This window comes from Roseovarius sp. 217 (genome assembly GCF_000152845.1).
Classification (GTDB): domain Bacteria; phylum Pseudomonadota; class Alphaproteobacteria; order Rhodobacterales; family Rhodobacteraceae; genus Roseovarius.
On record NZ_CH902584.1, the window covers coordinates 2922053 to 2938023 of the forward strand.

General features: G+C 64.9%; 19 protein-coding genes. All 19 read left to right on the top strand.

The genetic code is table 11. The features are described 5' to 3' along the window. The first annotated feature begins 25 nt into the window (after positions 1–25). The 19 genes from ROS217_RS13900 (at position 26) to ROS217_RS13990 (ending at position 15969) form a co-directional block, all read left to right on the top strand. Positions 26–1594: a trimethylamine methyltransferase family protein gene (locus ROS217_RS13900; protein ID WP_009818407.1), complete on the top strand. Its 1569-nt coding sequence runs from the start codon at positions 26–28 to the stop codon at positions 1592–1594. A gap of 26 nt (positions 1595–1620) precedes the next feature. Beyond that, positions 1621–3666, top strand: a complete 2046-nt coding sequence (locus ROS217_RS13905; RefSeq protein ID WP_009818408.1) for an NADH:flavin oxidoreductase — start codon at positions 1621–1623, stop codon at positions 3664–3666. Between the two features lies 1 nt (position 3667). Then, on the top strand, positions 3668–4378 hold the full coding sequence (locus tag ROS217_RS13910) for an NAD(P)-binding domain-containing protein (protein WP_009818409.1): 711 nt from the start codon (positions 3668–3670) through the stop codon (positions 4376–4378). Continuing rightward, positions 4375–6354, top strand: coding sequence for an oxidoreductase (locus ROS217_RS13915; protein WP_009818410.1), 1980 nt, complete (start codon positions 4375–4377; stop codon positions 6352–6354). Before ROS217_RS13910 ends, ROS217_RS13915 begins: the two co-directional genes overlap by 4 nt. Before the next feature lie 111 nt (positions 6355–6465). Further along, complete coding sequence (locus ROS217_RS13920; RefSeq protein ID WP_009818411.1) at positions 6466–7560, top strand: MHYT domain-containing protein; 1095 nt, start codon at positions 6466–6468, stop codon at positions 7558–7560. A gap of 104 nt (positions 7561–7664) precedes the next feature. Continuing rightward, complete coding sequence (locus tag ROS217_RS13925) at positions 7665–8855, top strand: phage portal protein (protein ID WP_040651500.1); 1191 nt, start codon at positions 7665–7667, stop codon at positions 8853–8855. Next, the gene (locus ROS217_RS13930; protein ID WP_009818413.1) at positions 8848–9093 is read left to right on the top strand and encodes a GTA head formation protein, RCAP_rcc01685 family; all 246 of its coding nucleotides are present in this window, start codon (positions 8848–8850) and stop codon (positions 9091–9093) included. Before ROS217_RS13925 ends, ROS217_RS13930 begins: the two co-directional genes overlap by 8 nt. 23 nt (positions 9094–9116) lie before the next feature. Continuing rightward, entirely contained in the window at positions 9117–9674 is a 558-nt protein-coding gene (locus ROS217_RS13935) for an HK97 family phage prohead protease (protein WP_009818414.1), read from the top strand. A gap of 32 nt (positions 9675–9706) precedes the next feature. Then, a complete protein-coding gene (locus ROS217_RS13940) occupies positions 9707–10888 on the top strand; it encodes a phage major capsid protein (RefSeq protein ID WP_009818415.1) in 1182 nt (393 codons plus the stop codon). A 153-nt stretch (positions 10889–11041) separates the two neighbouring features. Then, entirely contained in the window at positions 11042–11641 is a 600-nt protein-coding gene (locus tag ROS217_RS13945; protein WP_009818416.1) for a head-tail connector protein, read from the top strand. Beyond that, positions 11641–11979 (top strand): head-tail adaptor protein, encoded by a 339-nt coding sequence (locus ROS217_RS13950; protein WP_009818417.1) that lies wholly within the window; start codon positions 11641–11643, stop codon positions 11977–11979. Before ROS217_RS13945 ends, ROS217_RS13950 begins: the two co-directional genes overlap by 1 nt. Beyond that, positions 11976–12389 carry a DUF3168 domain-containing protein gene (locus ROS217_RS13955; protein ID WP_009818418.1) on the top strand — a complete coding sequence of 138 codons (414 nt, stop codon included), beginning with the start codon at positions 11976–11978 and terminating at the stop codon, positions 12387–12389. Before ROS217_RS13950 ends, ROS217_RS13955 begins: the two co-directional genes overlap by 4 nt. 24 nt (positions 12390–12413) lie before the next feature. After that, complete coding sequence (locus tag ROS217_RS13960) at positions 12414–12827, top strand: phage major tail protein, TP901-1 family (RefSeq protein WP_009818419.1); 414 nt, start codon at positions 12414–12416, stop codon at positions 12825–12827. 5 nt (positions 12828–12832) lie between these two features. Further along, on the top strand, positions 12833–13156 hold the full coding sequence (locus tag ROS217_RS13965) for a gene transfer agent family protein (protein WP_009818420.1): 324 nt from the start codon (positions 12833–12835) through the stop codon (positions 13154–13156). Beyond that, a complete protein-coding gene (locus tag ROS217_RS13970) occupies positions 13153–13359 on the top strand; it encodes a rcc01693 family protein (RefSeq protein WP_009818421.1) in 207 nt (68 codons plus the stop codon). The genes ROS217_RS13965 and ROS217_RS13970 overlap by 4 nt, the downstream gene beginning before the upstream one ends. After that, positions 13352–14011 (top strand): phage tail tape measure protein, encoded by a 660-nt coding sequence (locus ROS217_RS13975; protein ID WP_009818422.1) that lies wholly within the window; start codon positions 13352–13354, stop codon positions 14009–14011. Before ROS217_RS13970 ends, ROS217_RS13975 begins: the two co-directional genes overlap by 8 nt. 13 nt (positions 14012–14024) lie before the next feature. Beyond that, positions 14025–14657: a DUF2460 domain-containing protein gene (locus tag ROS217_RS13980; RefSeq protein WP_009818423.1), complete on the top strand. Its 633-nt coding sequence runs from the start codon at positions 14025–14027 to the stop codon at positions 14655–14657. After that, complete coding sequence (locus ROS217_RS13985) at positions 14654–15529, top strand: DUF2163 domain-containing protein (RefSeq protein WP_009818424.1); 876 nt, start codon at positions 14654–14656, stop codon at positions 15527–15529. The genes ROS217_RS13980 and ROS217_RS13985 overlap by 4 nt, the downstream gene beginning before the upstream one ends. Further along, positions 15526–15969 carry an NlpC/P60 family protein gene (locus tag ROS217_RS13990; RefSeq protein ID WP_009818425.1) on the top strand — a complete coding sequence of 148 codons (444 nt, stop codon included), beginning with the start codon at positions 15526–15528 and terminating at the stop codon, positions 15967–15969. Before ROS217_RS13985 ends, ROS217_RS13990 begins: the two co-directional genes overlap by 4 nt. Positions 15970–15971 lie beyond the last annotated feature (2 nt).

Sequence of the window (15971 nt, forward strand, 5' to 3'; positions counted from 1 at the left end):
GATACCTTCTGAAATATCTCTTGATATGCCTGTTCCGGTTGCGCGCCGGGCGCGCGGCGGGCGGGCCGCCATGCAGGTTCGGCGCGGCACCGGCGCGGGGGCTGGGGTGAACCCGCTACATGTGCCCTATATCACGCGCGGTATTCCCACGCATGACATCGCGTCGGAGGCATCGCTTGATGCGATTATTGCGACGGCGGATCGGATATTGGCCGAAATCGGCATCGAGTTTCGCGAAGACCCCGAGACGGTGCGGCTCTTTCAGCAGGCGGGTGGCAAGGCGCGGGAGGTGGGGCCGGAGGCGTGGAATGTCACGTTCGAGCCGGGGCTGATCCGGGGGCTGTTGGCGACAGCGCCCGCTGAGTTTACGCAGCATGCGCGCAATCCGGCGAAATCGGTGCGGATCGGTGGCCGCTCGATGGTCTTTGCGCCGGCCTATGGCTCGCCCTTCGTGATGGATCTGGACAAGGGGCGGCGCTATGGCACGATCGAGGATTTCCAGAACCTGATCAAGCTGGCGCAGTCCTCGCCCTGGCTGCATCATTCGGGCGGCACGATCTGTGAGCCGACGGATATTCCGGTGAACAAGCGGCATCTGGATATGGTCTACGCGCATATGCGCTATTCGGACCGGGCCTTTCTGGGGTCGATCACCGCGCCGGAGCGGGCGGAGGACAGTATCGAGATGTGCCGGATTCTGTTCGGCGCGGAGTATGTCGACAGCCATTGCGTGATCATGGGCAATTTCAACTCGACCTCGCCCTTGGTCTGGGACGGGGTGAGCACGCGGGGCATTCGCGCCTATGCAGCTGCCGGTCAGGGGTCGATCCATTTGCCGTTTCTGTTGGGCGGGGCGGTGTCGCCGCTGACCATGCCGGGGGCGATTGCGCAATGTCTGGCCGAGAGCATGGTGGGCTGTGCGCTGACGCAACTGGTGCGGCCGGGAGCACCGGCCATTCTGGGCAGTTTCCTGTCGTCGATGTCGCTGCGCACCGGATCGCCCACGTTCGGGACGCCCGAGCCTGCGCTGGGATCGCTGGTGATGGGGCAGATTGCGCGGCGGCTCAATATGCCGCTGCGCTGTGCGGGCAATTTCAGCACCTCCAAGCTGCCGGATGGGCAGGCGATGACGCAGGCCATGATGTCGATGATGTCGGCGGTGAATGGCGGGGCGAATTTCATCCTGCATTCCGCCGGGTTCCTCGATGGGTTGCTGTCGATGTCCTATGAAAAGCTGATGCTGGATATGGATATGTGCGGCGCGCTGCATGTCTGGCTCAAGGGGTTGGAGGTCAATGAGGACACGCTGGCGTTTGAGGCGCTGGCCGAGAAGGGGCCGGGGGAGCATATGTTTGGCTGTGCCCATACGCTGCGGCATTACGAGACCGCCTATTGGGACAGCGGGCTGGACGACAACACCACCTATGAGACATGGTCGGAGGCAGGCGGTGTCGATGCGATGACCCGTGCCAATGGTGCGTGGAAAGAGGTCTTGGCGAAATATGAGGCGCCGCACATGGAGGCCGGGGTCGACGGGGCGCTGTGCGATTTCATCGCGCGGCGCAAGTCAGAGATGGCCGACGCCTGGTATTGAAACGAGAGTGAAGAAAGGCAACGCCCATGTCGCGTGACCCGCTGCTGCAACCCTATCAACTGAAACATCTGACCCTGAAAAACCGGATCATGACCACGAGCCACGAGCCGGCCTATCCTGAGGATGGCATGCCCAAGGCGCGCTATGCCGCCTATCACGCCGAGCGCGCCCGCGCGGGCGTGGCGCTGGCGATGACCGCAGGGTCGGCGGCGGTGTCCAAGGATAGCCCGCCGGTCTTTAACAACGTGCTGGCCTACAAAGACGAGGTGGTGCCCTATATCCGGCAGTTGACCGATGCCTGTCACGAGCATGGCTGTGCGGTGATGATTCAGCTCACGCATCTGGGGCGGCGCACGGGCTGGGCCAAGGGCGATTGGCTGCCATCTGTGTCCTCGACCAAGCATCGCGAGCCAGCGCACCGGGCCTTTCCCAAGCTGGCGGAGGATTGGGATATTGCGCGCATCATCTCTGATTTCGCCGATGCCACCGAGCGGATGAAAGAAGGCGGCATGGATGGCATTGAGCTGCAGGTTTACGGCCACCTCCTTGATCAGTTCTGGTCGCCGCTGACCAATGATCTTGACGGGCCGTATGGCGGGCAGACCCTCGAGAGCCGGATGAAGTTGCTGATGGATGTGCTGGCGGCTATTCGCAAGCGGGTGGGGACCGAGTTCATCGTCGGTCTGCGTTACACGGCGGATGAGGCCGAGGCGGGGGGAATCACACCCGAGGAAGGCATCGAGATTTCCAAGCGGCTGGCGGCGACCGGCATGGTCGATTTCCTCAACGTGATCCGGGGGCGTATCCATACCGATCCGGCGATGACCGATGTGATCCCGGTGCAGGGGATGCGATCCGCGCCGCATCTGGATTTTGCAGGGGCGGTCAAGGCGGCGACGGGGATGCCCACGTTCCATGCCGCCAAGATCCCCGATGTGGCGACGGCGCGGCATGCGATACAGGCGGGGCTCTTGGACATGGTCGGCATGACGCGGGCGCATATGGCGGACCCGCATATTGTGCGCAAGATCATCGAGGGGCGCGAGGCGGATATTCGGCCTTGTGTGGGGGCGACGTTCTGTCTGGACCGGATCTATGCCGCCGGTGAGGCGCTCTGTATCCACAACGCCGCGACGGGCCGCGAATTGACCATGCCGCATGACATTGCAAAGGCTGCGACGCGCAAGAAGGTGGTCATTGTCGGCGCGGGGCCTGCGGGGCTGGAGGCCGCGCGGGTGGCGGCAGAGCGCGGCCATGATGTGACCGTGTTCGAGGCGCAGCCCGATCCGGGTGGGCAGATCCGTCTGACCGCGCTCAATCCACGGCGGCGCGAGATGATCAGCATCATCGACTGGCGCATGGCGCAATGTGCCGCGCGCGACGTGGTGTTTCATTTCAACACCTTTGCCGAAGTGGGGGATGTGACCGCGCTCAATCCCGATGTGGTGATCGTGGCCACGGGTGGCCTGCCAAATCGCGAGCTCTTTGAGAGCGGCAAGGAGCAGGAGCTGGTTGTTACCGCTTGGGATATTATTTCGGGCGATGTGAAGCCGGGGCAGAATGTCTTGATCTATGATGAAAGCGGCGATCATCCGGGGTTGATGGCGGCGGAGGTTGCGGCGAAGGCCGGGGCGAGTGTCGAGGTGATGACGCCGGACCGGGTGTTTGCCCCCGATATCATGGCGATGAATCTGGTGCCTTATATGCGAGCGTTGCAGGATAAGGATGTGACCTTCACCGTGACGCGGCGGCTCTTGGATGTGACGCGGGATGGCAATCGTCTGAAGGCCAGGATCGGCACGGATTACAGCGGGTTCACGAGCGAGAAGACCTATGATCAGGTGGTGGTGAACTATGGCACGCTGCCGCTTGATGATCTTTACTTCGATTTGAAACCGCTCTCACGCAATCTCGGCGAGGTGGACCATGACGCGCTGATTGCCGGGCATCCGCAGACGGTTGAGAGCAATCCCGACGGGGCGTTTCAGCTTTTCCGGATTGGTGATGCGGTGTCTGCGCGCAATACCCATGCGGCGATTTATGATGCGCTGCGGCTGATGAAGGATATCTGAGATGCGTGTCGGATTTCTGGGCACCGGCAGCATTGCCGAGGCGGTGGTGCGGGGGCTGGCGCCCGCCGGGCATGAGATCACGGTGTCAGAGCGGAATGCGGCACGGGCGGGGCGCTTGGCTGGTGCGTTCGACAACGTGGCAGTGGCGGACAATCAGGGTGTGGTGGAGGCGAGCGAGGTCGTGTTTCTCGGGCTGATGGCAGAGCAGGCGGCGGAGGTGTTGGGCGGGCTGCAATTTCGAGAGGGGCAGCGGATCGTGTCCTTCATGGCGGGGATGCCGTTGGAGGACGTCGCGGCGCTGGTGGCCCCGGCGCGCGCGGAGGCGGTGATGCTGCCCTATCCGGGGATTGCCGAGGGCGGCTCGCCTATTCTGGCGCTGGGCGATGTCGGGGTGATCGAGGCGCTGTTTGCGCCTGCCAACACGGTTTACCGCTTGCGCGATGCGGCGGAACTGGAGGCCTATCTCTGTGCGCAGGCGGTGTTATCGCCGACGGTGCAGATGGTCGGCGTCGCGGCGGAGTGGCTGGGCGGGGGCGAAGCGTTTCTGCGGCATCTGGTGGGAAGCAGCCTGATGAGCGGCGAGTGTCAGCCGATGCTGGACGCGCTCAACACCGAGGGCGGTTATAATCAGCGGCTCAGGCAGCATATGGAGGTGGCGGGGATGCGCGAGGCCCTGTGCGAGGGTCTGGACCGTTTGGCGGGGAAGGGATGAGGGCGTTCTCGCATGTGTTTCGCCCTGTCGTGATGGCGGGGCATAGCCTGCGCAACCGTGTGGTGTTTGGCGCGCATACGACCAACATGGCCGAGGACGGTCTGCCGGGGGCACGTCATATCGCCTATTACGAAGAGCGGGCCATAGGCGGGGCGGCGATGATCGTGGTCGAGCCGATGCCGGTGCATCGCACGGCGGTGCTGACGCGGGGCAATTTCCGGCATTCCAGTGATGCGGTGATCCCGGCCTTTGCCAAGCTGACGCAGGCCGTCAAGCGGCATGGGGCGGTGGTGGTGCAACAGCTTTACCATGTCGGCGCGCATGGCGATCAGGACAATAGCTGGCACGCGGCATGGTCGCCCTCGGGCGGGCCAAGCTGGCATGACAGTGATGGCAGCCACGAGATGAGCGTGGCGGAGATCGAGGAGGTCATCGAGAGCTTTGTCGCCGCTGCGGTGCGGTGTCAAAAGGCGGGATTTGACGGGGTCGAGGTCTGGGCAGCCTATCACTGTCTGCTGGATCAGTTCTGGACGCCGATGTCGAACACTCGGGAGGACGAATGGGGCGGGAGCCTTGAGAACCGCACGCGGGTTTCGCGCGAGATTCTGCGGCGGGTGCGCGCGGCCTGTGGGCCGGGGTTCATTGTCGGGCTGTCGGTGAGTGACGGGTCGACCGTTGAGGCCACGCTGGGGCATGAGGCGATGGCCGAGATTGTGGCATTGCATGATGCCGAGCGCCTGATGGATTATGTCACCTGCGGGTCGGGCAGCTATCTGGATTATCATCCGCTGATGCCGACGTTTTTGTATCCTGAAAAGCTGGGGGTTGATCTGGCGGCGCGCCTCAAGCGCGTGGTGCGCCATGCGCTGGTGACAGCCGAGAGCCATATTCGCACGCCCGAGAATGCCAATACGGTGCTGGGCGCAGGCGAGGCGGATATGGTCTCGATCGTGCGGGGGCAGATTGCCGATCCGCATCTGGTGGCCAAGGCCAAGGCGGGCAGGCCTGAGGACGTGCGCGGCTGCATTTCGTGCAATCAACAATGCTGGGGGCGGCGGAGTCGGGATTACTGGATTTCCTGCCTGATCAACCCGTCGGTGGGCTGGGAGCACGACTGGGGCGGGGATCGGTTCAGCCCGGCGGAGCGGGTGCAAGGTGTGCTGGTTGTGGGCGCTGGGCCTGCTGGGCTGGAGGCGGCGCGGGTGGCGGCCGAGCGCGGGCACCGAGTGCAGTTGCACGAGGCGGGGCCCGAGATGGGCGGGCAATTCCGGCTGGCGGGATTGCAGCCGAGGCGGGCGCAGATTTTGGACCTGTTGGGTTGGTATGCGCGGCAATTGGCGCGGCTGGGGGTTGAGGTGCGGTTCAACAGCTATCTGGACGCGGGCGAGATTGCCGCGATAGGGGCGGATCATGTGATCCTCGCCACCGGGTCGCTGCCTGCGGGGACCGGGTTTCAAAAGGCGATCCCGCATCTGTCGGGGCTGCCGGGGCTCGATGGCAATGTCTGGCCGGTCGAGGATGTGATGGCGCGCGCGGCGCGGCTGGGGCCTCGGGTGATCGTGCTGGATGAGGGCGGCAATTGGCGGGGCGGAGGCACGGCCTGGCATCTGGCGGAAGCGGGGCATCAGGTGGTGATCGTCACGCCACACGCCATGGTGGGGCGCGAGTTGGAACGCTCTGCCGCCGATGTGCCATTGCGGCGACGGCTGGCGGCGCTGGGTGTGCGGTTTGTTACCGAAAGCGCCATTACCGGCTGGCAGAACGGCGGGGCTGAGGTGGTGGACCTGCTGACCGGCGCGCGGTCGCATGTGGCCGCGGATAGTCTGGTGTTGGCGACGACCAATCGGGCGGATGTGAGTTTGCGCGATGAGTTGGCAGCGCAGGGCGTTGTTGCGCGTCTGATTGGCGATGCGCATGCCCCGCGACTGGCGGCGCAGGCGTTTCACGACGGGCGCAAAACGGCGCTGGCGCTCTGAGGTCAAGAGCCTTGTAAGGCAGCCTCTGGCGACATACGATCCGGACCTAGGGGAGGAAGAGCGCGGCGGGGAGGCCGCTCTCTTGCGGTTTGCTCAAGCCGTTGGATCGACATGGAATTTCTGGAGTATTCGCATAACCTCTGGCTGGTGGTGGCGTCGCTGAGTGTTTCGCTCGTGGCGGCCTTTACCGGGTTTTCGCTAACCCGTGGCATTGCCGTGCAGCCGGTGGCCTTGCGTAAACTTTCTGTGACCCTGGCGGCGATTGCGCTGGGTGGCGGCATCTGGTCGATGCATTTCGTGGCGATGCTGGGGCTGCAACTGCCGATTCCGATTTATTACGACGCAATGATCACGCTTGGGTCGGCTCTTATTGCGATCCTGATGGTGGGCGCGGCGCTGCTACTGCTGCATTTCTATCGGCGCACGCGGGCGAGCCTGACGGCGGCGGGCTGTGTCATTGGGCTTGGCATCGTCGCGATGCATTATCTGGGCATGTCGGGGCTGCAATTCTGCCGGGCGGTCTATACGCTGCCGGGGGTGGTGTTTGCAGTGCTGGCGGCCTGCGGGTTGAGCGTGGCGGCGATCTGGGTGGCCTATGGCCAGCGGCGGCCGCGCAATATCCTGCTGGGCACGCTGGCCTTTGGTACGGCGGTGTTTCTAGTGCATTTCGCGGCGATATTCGGGACGCGGTTTGTGGCGGTGCCGACGGTGCAGGAGATCGGGCCGGTGATGGGCAATGAGGTACTGGCGTTGGGGGTGTTGATCAGCTCGTTTGTGCTCTGTGGCGCGTTTCTGCTGACGGGGGTCACCTTTCTGGCGCATGGGGGCAAGGCAGAGCGTGTGGTGGCCAAGCCGTCTGAGGCGGTTCCGGTGCTCCGGCGCATTCCCTATGAGCAGAACGGGCAGACGCATTTCATCGACGCGCGCGATGTGGCGTTTTTGCGGGCCGAGGGGCATTACACGCTGCTCTATGCCGGGACCAACAAGCATTTCTGCACCTGGTCGATCACCGAGGCCGAGCGGCGGTTGAGCCCCGGTCCGTTTCTCAAGGTGCATCGCAGCTATCTGGTGAACCCGGCGCATGTGGCGCATTTCGAGCGGCGCAAGGACAATGGCTTGTGTCATTTCCGGCTTGGCGGGCAGGATGTCACCACGCCTGTCAGCCGGTCGCGTCTGGCGGAATTGCGTGAGGCGTTGGGGGTCTGAGAGCCCGCGCACGGTCTGATTTACTTTCCTTAAACCTTTGACGGTCTGATGCCTCTCAAGCGGGCAAGAGGCCCGGCATGAGCGGGATCAAGGAGAGCAGCGCGATGATACTGGATTTCTTTCGGCAAGGTGGCACTGCGCCGGACGCGGTGCCCGAGCAGAAGGCAAGTGCCACGGGCCGCGTGATGGCGTGGCATGGGGCGGGGCGCGTGGCCTGGAGCCCGCGCGATACTGTCAGCCTGACGCGCACCGGCTTTGCTGGCAATCCGGTGGGGTTTCGCTGTGTCAAGATGATCGCCGAGGCGGCGGCGGCGCTGCCGCTCGTCTTGCAGGATTGCGAGCAGCGATTTGCGGTGCATCCGGTGCTGAGCCTGATCAAATGTCCCAATCCCGCGCAGGGGCGGGCGGAGCTTTTCGAGGCGCTTTACGGTCAGCTCTTGCTGACCGGCAATGCCTATGTCGAGGCGGTGGGTGCGGGCGGCGTGCCGGTGGAATTGCATGTGCTGCGCTCGGATCGGATGAGCGTGGTGCCGGGGTCGGATGGCTGGCCGGTGGCCTATGAATATGCCGTGGCGGGGCGCAAGCACCGGTTCGATGTGCGCGAGGGCGTGCCCTGCATCTGTCACATCAAGAGCTTTCATCCGCAGGATGATCATTATGGGCTGAGCCCGCTTCAGGCGGCGGCGCAGGCGGTGGATGTGCATAATTCCGCCTCGCGCTGGTCGAAGGCGCTCTTGGACAATGCCGCGCGGCCCTCGGGGGCGATTGTCTATAAGGGGGCCGATGGGCAGGGGGCGATGTCGGGCGATCAATATGACCGGCTGGTCAGTGAGATGGAGGCGCATCATCAGGGCGCGCGCAATGCCGGGCGTCCGATGCTGCTGGAAGGCGGGCTTGATTGGAAGCCGATGGGGTTCAGCCCGTCGGATATGGAATTCCAGAAGACCAAAGAGAGTGCGGCGCGCGAGATTGCGCTGGCCTTTGGGGTGCCGCCGATGCTGCTGGGCATCCCCGGAGATGCGACCTTCGCCAATTATCAGGAGGCCAATCGGGCGTTTTATCGCCTGACGGTTTTGCCGCTGGCTATGCGGGTGGCGGCGACGGTGTCGGCTTGGCTGGGGCGGATGAGCGGCGAGGCGCTGGATCTTGCGCCCGATCTGGATCAGGTGCCGGCGCTGGCGGCGGAGCGCGATGCGCAATGGGCGCGGGTGAGTGCGGCGGATTTCCTGAGTGACGCGGAAAAGCGGAGCCTGCTGGGCCTGCCTGCGGTGGCAGCGGAGGAGGTCGATGGCTGAGCGGGGTGCGGTGCCGCCGCGCTATGGGTTCGAGGCGTTCGATTGCGCGCCGGGGCTGCGATTGGAGGCGCATGAGCGGGTCACCGAGTTGCAGACCCGCGCAATGACCGAACGACAGGAACGCATGGAGGCGGCGATGGAGCGCTTGGAGCGACGGTTGTGGCTGGCGGTTTACGGCGTGGTGGCGGCGATTCTGGCGCAGGCGTTTCAGCCGCTGTTGGCGGCATTGCCGGGGTGAGGCAGAGCGAAAGGATGAGGCGGATGGACATGGATACAGGGCTGGAGCGCAAGTTCGCGCGGCTGGATGGCGCGGTGCTGAGCGTGAGCGAGGCGGGGCAGATCGAGGGCTATGCCAGCCTGTTTGGCGCGCCCGATCAGGGCGGCGATATTGTCGAGCGGGGCGCCTATGCCGCCTCTCTCGGGCGGCTGGCCAAGGAGGGGCGGCGGGTCAAGATGCTGTGGCAGCATGATCCGGCGCAACCGATCGGGATCTGGGACGAGGTGCGCGAGGATGCGCGCGGTCTCTGGGTCAAGGGGCGGCTGCTAGAGAGTGTGGAAAAGGCGCGCGAGGCGGCGGCGTTGATTGCCGCCGGGGCGATTGACGGGCTGAGTATCGGCTATCGGACGTTGCGCGCGGCGAAGAATGACAAGGGCCAGCGGCTCTTGCGGGAACTGGAGCTGTGGGAGGTGTCGCTGGTGACATTTCCGATGCTGCCCAGTGCGCGGGTGATGGCCAAGGGCGATGCCCCGGAGGCCCAAACCCTGCGCGAGATGGCGGCGGCGTTTGACGCGGCCCGCCGGGAGATGGCGCAGGTGTAGCGCCCGAGCGACGACCCAATCTGAAGGATGGAATGATGACAACCCAAGCAAAGGCTCGGGCCGGGGAAGATCTGTCTCCGGTGGCCGAGGTGAAATCCGCAGTGGCGGGTTTTCTGAGCGAATTCAGCGGCTTTCGGGCCGAAATTCACAACCGACTGCAACAGCAAGAAGAGAAAATGACCATGTTTGAACGCAAATCCATCGCGCTTGCGCGTCCTCATCTGGCGGCCTCCTCGGATGGGTCGGCACCGCATCGCAAGGCGTTTGACGCCTACTTGCGTGGCGGTGACGATGACGGGCTGCGCGGCCTGGAACTGGAAGGCAAGGCGCTCAATACCGCGATTGCGGGCGAGGGCGGCTATCTGGTCGATCCGCAGACTGCCGACACGATCCGCTCGGTGCTGAGCACGACCGCGTCGATCCGGGCGGTGGCCAATGTGGTGGCGGTCGAGGCCACCAGTTTTGACGTGCTGGTGGATCACACCGATGTGGGCCATGGCTGGGCTACGGAAAGCGGCACGGTGCCCGAGAGCGATACGCCGGTGATCGACCGGATCAGCATCGCGCTGCATGAGTTGAGCGCGTTGCCGAAAGCCAGCCAGCGGCTGCTGGATGACAGCGCCTTTGACGTCGAAGGCTGGCTGGCGGGGCGTATCGCTGACAAGTTTGCGCGCGCCGAAGCGGCGGCATTCGTGGCGGGCGACGGCGTGGACAAACCGCGCGGGTTTCTGACGCATCCGAGTGTAGACAATGACGTCTGGGTCTGGGGCAATCTGGGCTATGTGCCCACGGGCGTTGCCGGGGCGATTGCCGGGCCCGATCCGATTGTCGATCTGGTTTATGCCCTGGGGGCGCAATACCGCGCCAATGGCACCTTCGTGATGAATTCCAAGACCGCAGGCACCATTCGCAAGATGAAGGATGCCGATGGGCGGTTCCTGTGGTCGGATGGTCTGGCGGCGGGAGAGCCTGCGCGGCTGATGGGCTATCCGGTGCTGATTGCCGAGGATATGCCCGATATTGCCACCGGGGCCAATGCCATCGCCTTTGGTGATTTCCATGCCGGGTACACGGTGGCCGAGCGCCCGGATTTGCGGGTGTTGCGCGATCCCTACAGCGCCAAGCCGCATGTCCTCTTTTACGCGACCAAGCGGGTGGGCGGCGATGTGTCTGACTTCAAGGCCATCAAGCTCTTGAAATTCGCCGTCTCGTAAGGGGCTGCGAAGAGGGGCGGGGGTGTGGTGGCCCCCGTCCCGAGGCGCGTGCCGTTCGGGTGTGGCGTTGTCCAGCTTTCCCCTCCGTCCGTGCAACGCCGGATGGCGCGCGCCTGAACCACCGGAGGGGTCCGGGATATATGGAGTAGGTCCATGATGTTAATCGAAGAAACCGCGGCGCCCCCGGCCGCGCTGCCGCTGGCGGAATTCAAGGCGCATCTGCGGCTGGGCACGGGGTTTGCGGATGACGATATCCAGGACCCGGTTCTGGAGAGTTTTCTGCGTGCGGCGCTGGCCGCGATTGAGGGGCGCACCGGCAAGGTGTTGCTGGAGCGAGAGTTTTCATGGGCGCTGCGCGTGTGGCGCGATGCGGCGGGACAAGCGCTTCCGGTGGCGCCGGTGCGTGCGGTGCTGAGCCTGAGCCTGCGCAACCGGGCCGATGAGGTCGAGGTGATTGATCCGGCGCTTTACCGTTTGGAGCAGGATGCGCACCGGCCCGTTCTGCGGCCTGTTGGGGCAGTTTTGCCCACGATTGAACGCGGCGGTGTGGCGGATATCCGGTTTCGCGCCGGTTATGGCGCGGCTTGGAGCGATTTGCCTGCCGATCTGGTGCAAGCGGTGCTGATGCTGGCGGCGCATTACTATGAATATCGGCATGAAACGGGTCTGAGCAGCGGGTGCATGCCCTTTGGCGTGGCGAGCCTGATCGAGCGCTATCGCACGGTGCGGTTGCTGGGCGGGGGCGCGCGGTGATGGCGCGCCCGAGGCTGAACCGACCCCTCGTTCTGGAAGGGGCGGTGCGTCTGCCTGATGGCGCGGGTGGGGTCACAGAGGTCTGGGAGGCGCGCGGCACGCTCTGGGCTGAGGTCAGCGCGCGCACGGGGCGCGAGGCCGAGGCCGAAGGCGTGGCTGTGGCGCGGGCGGGCTACCGGATCACGGTGCGGGCCGCGCCACAGGGGGCGGCATCGCGGCCAGAGGCCGGGCAACGGCTGCGCGATGGGGCGCGGATTTTCGCGATCCTGTCGGTGACGGAGGCCGATGGCGCGGGCCGATACCTGAGCCTCTGGGCGCAAGAGGAGGTGGTGCCATGAGCTATGCGATGGCGGCGGGATTACAGGCGGCGGTCTATCAGCGGCTGGTGCAGGATGCGGCGCTGAGCGCGTTGGTGGGCGGTGCGATCCATGACGCGGTGCCGCCCGGACGGGTGCCGCCGCTCTATGTCACGCTCGGCCCCGAGGAGGTGCGTGCGCGTGGCGATGGCTCTGCGGGCGGGGCTTGGCATCGGTTCACCGTTTCGGTGGTGTGCGAAAGCGCCGGATTTCAACAGGCCAAGGCGGTGGCGGGTGCGGTCAGTGATGCGCTGGTGAATGCTGAATTGTCGCTGACACGCGGTCGTGTGACCAGTCTCAATTTCCTGCGTGCGCGCGCCCGGCGCGAAACGGGCGGTCAGGCGCGGCGGATCGATCTGATCTTTCAGGCGCGCGTGGATGATGGCGCGTAACCTTTAATCTCTGGAGTGACGACAATGGCGGTACAGAATGGCAAGGACCTGCTGGTCAAGATCGACCTCAATGGCAGCGGCAATTTTCAGACGGTGGCGGGGCTGCGGGCCACGCGGGTCAGTTTCAACGCCGAGAGCGTGGACGTGACCAGCCTCGAGTCCGCCGGGGGCTGGCGCGAGTTGCTGGCTGGGGCGGGTGTCAAATCCGCCAGTATCAGCGGGTCGGGCATTTTTCGCGACGCGACAAGCGATGCGCGGGCGCGGCAGATCTTCTTTGACGGGGAAATGCCGGATTTTCAGGTGGTGATCCCGGATTTTGGCACCATCGAGGGGCCGTTCCAAGTGACGGCGATCGAATATGGCGGCACCCATGATGGCGAGGCGACCTATGATCTGGCACTCGCCTCGGCGGGGCAGTTGACCTTTACGGTGCTGTAATCGTGATGGCCAACCCCTGGGCAGGCGAGGTCGCGCTGGTGATCGGTGGTGAGCGGCAGGTGATGCGGCTGACGCTGGGGGCTTTGGCCGAGTTGGAGGCGGGGTTGAAGAGCGGCTCGCTGGTTGATCTGGTGATGCGGTTCGAGGGCGGCGCGTTTTCCACCCGCGATGTGCTGGCGTTGATCGTGGCGGGGCTGCGCGGCGGGGGCTGGCGCGGAACGGCGGCGGATTTGCTGAGCGCCGAGATCGAGGGCGGGCCGCTGGCAGCGGCGCGCGCCGCGGCGGCGCTCTTGGCGCGGGCCTTTGCCTTGCCTGAGGTGGGCGGGTGAGCGAGCGGTTTGATTGGCCCGCGTTGATGCGCGCGGGGCTTCAGGGACTTGGACTCAAACCGGCGGAGTTTTGGGCGCTGACCCCGATGGAATTGCGCCTGATGCTGGGCGAGCGGCAGGGCGTTCAGCCGTTGGCGCGCGGCGGGCTTGAGGCGCTGTTGCGCGCCTTTCCCGACACAGAAGGAGAGATGAGAGATGGATGAGCTGGAGCGGGTCGATGAGTTTGAGGCGCAGATTGCAGCACTCGATGATGCGATGGGGCAGGCGACGGGGATGGCGGCGGCCTTTGGCGCGGAACTGGCGCGGGTAAAGGGCGGCTTTGCCAGCGCGGGACAGGATGTGCAATCGCTGGAACGCGGGCTGAGCCGGGGATTGCGCGGGGCCATTCGCGGCGCGGTGGTTGATGGCGATAGCCTGTCGGACAGTTTGCGGCGGTTGGCCTTGAGCATGGTCAATACCGCCTTCAACGATGCGACACGTCCGGTGACAGATCAATTGGGTGGGCTGATTTCGCAGGGGATTGGCAGCCTGGTGGGCGGGCTTTTCCCCTTTGCCAAAGGCGCGTCGTTTTCGCAGGGCCGGGTGCAGCCCTTTGCCAGTGGTGGCGTCGTGACTGGTCCGGTCACGTTTCCGATGCGGGGCGGCACCGGGTTGATGGGCGAGGCGGGGCCGGAGGCGATCATGCCGCTCAGCCGTGGCCCCGATGGGCGCTTGGGCGTCCGCGCGCAGGGCGGTGGGGGCGTCAGCGTGGTGATGAATATCCAGACGCCCGATGCCGAGGGGTTCCGCCGCTCTCAGGGGCAGATCGCGGCGCAGCTGGGTCGCGTGATCGGGCGCGGCGGGCGCAATCGTTGATAAGGAGCAGGACATGGGATTTCACGAGGTCAGATTTCCGGCGAGCCTGAGTTTCGGCTCGCTTGGCGGGCCGGAGCGGTTGACGGATATCGTCACGCTCGCCAATGGGTTTGAAGAGCGCAACACGCCTTGGGCGCAGGCGCGCAGGCGGTATGACGCGGGCGTGGCGCTTCGGTCGCTCGACGATATCGAGGCGCTGATCGCGTTTTTCGAGGCACGGCGTGGGCAACTATTCGGGTTTCGCTGGAAGGACTGGACCGATTTCAAATCGGGTCGGGCCAAGGCCGCGCCAGATTACCGGGATCAGGAGATCGGTGTGGGGGATGACGCGACGGTTGCCTTTCAACTGCTGAAATCCTACCGGTCTGGCGATGAGGTCGCGCTGCGGCCCATCGTGAAGCCGGTCAAGGGCACGGTGCGCATGGGTCTTGATAATGTCGAGATGCAAGAGGGCGTGCATTACGAGGTCGATAGTTTCACTGGCATCGTCACGTTTTCTGAGCCGCCCAATCGCGGCGTGCCGGTCACGGCGGGCTATGAATTTGACGTGCCGGTGCGGTTTGATACGGATCGCATTCAAACCAGCCTTGCCAGTTTTCAAGCAGGCGAGGTGCCGAATGTGCCAGTCGTGGAGATCCGGGTATGAGCGGGCTTTTGGAGCATCTCAAAACCGGTGTCACCACGACCTGCCGGTGTTGGGCGCTGACGCGGCGCGACGGGGTGGTGATGGGGTTTACCGATCACGACCGGCTATTGACCTTTGAGGGCGTGGCGTTTCGCCCGGATACCGGGCTGAGTGCGCTGGCGGTGCAGCAGACAACGGGGCTGTCGGTGGACAATACCGAAGCCTTGGGTGCGCTGAACGATGCGGCCATTCGCGAGGCGGATATCGAGGCCGGGCGCTATGACGGGGCGGAGTTGCGGGCTTGGCTGGTGAATTGGCAGGATGTGGCAGCGCGCCGCCTGATCTTTCGCGGCACGATGGGCGAGTTGCGTCGCGCCGGCGGGGCGTTTGAGGCCGAGTTGCGCGGGCTGACCGATGCGCTCAACGTACCGTTGGGGCGGGTCTATCAAAAGGCGTGCAGCGCCATTCTGGGGGATCGCGATTGCAGCTTTGATCTGGATACGCCGGGGTATGTTTCGGAGCGTCCCGCCGAGACGGTGGAGGAAAACCGCGTGTTTCGCTTTGCCGAGATGGGCGGGTTTGCCGAGGACTGGTTTCGGCATGGGGTGATCCGGGTTCGGAGCGGGGCGGCGGCGGGGCTGATCGGATTGATCAAGCGCGACCGCAGCGACGGCGCGCGGCGGGTGATCGAGCTGTGGCATCCCTTGGGGGCTGCGGTCACGCCGGGGGATGCGCTGCGGATCGAGGCGGGGTGCGACAAGCGCATGACGACCTGTCAGTTCAAGTTTGACAACCTGCTGAATTATCGGGGGTTTCCGGATATTCCCGGCGATGACTGGACGATCACGGATCCCACCAAATCCCCGCGTCTGGATGGCGGGAGCCGCAGATGAGCGAGCAGGGGGCGCGGATTGTTGCGGCCGCGCGCGGCTGGATCGGCACGCCCTACCGGCATCAGGCGGCGTGTCGTGGCGCGGGCTGTGATTGCCTGGGCTTGGTGCGGGGGCTGTGGCGCGAGATCAAGGGTGCTGAGCCGGAACGCCCGCCCGCCTATTCGATGGATTGGTCTGAACCGGCGCGGCAAGAGGCGCTGTGGCAGGCCGCGGCGCGGCACTTGCTGGCTAAGGATTTGGCCCAAGAGGCGGCGGGTGATGTGATCCTCTTTCGCATGCGCGAAGGGTCGGTTGCCAAGCATCTGGGCGTGGTCGCGCAAATTGGCGCGCGCGCAAGTTTCATTCACGCCTATTCGGGGCATGGCGTGGTCGAAACCGCGCTCAGCGCGCCCTGGCGGCGGCGCATCGTGGCGCGATTTGCATTTCCCGAGGAGGGCTGAGC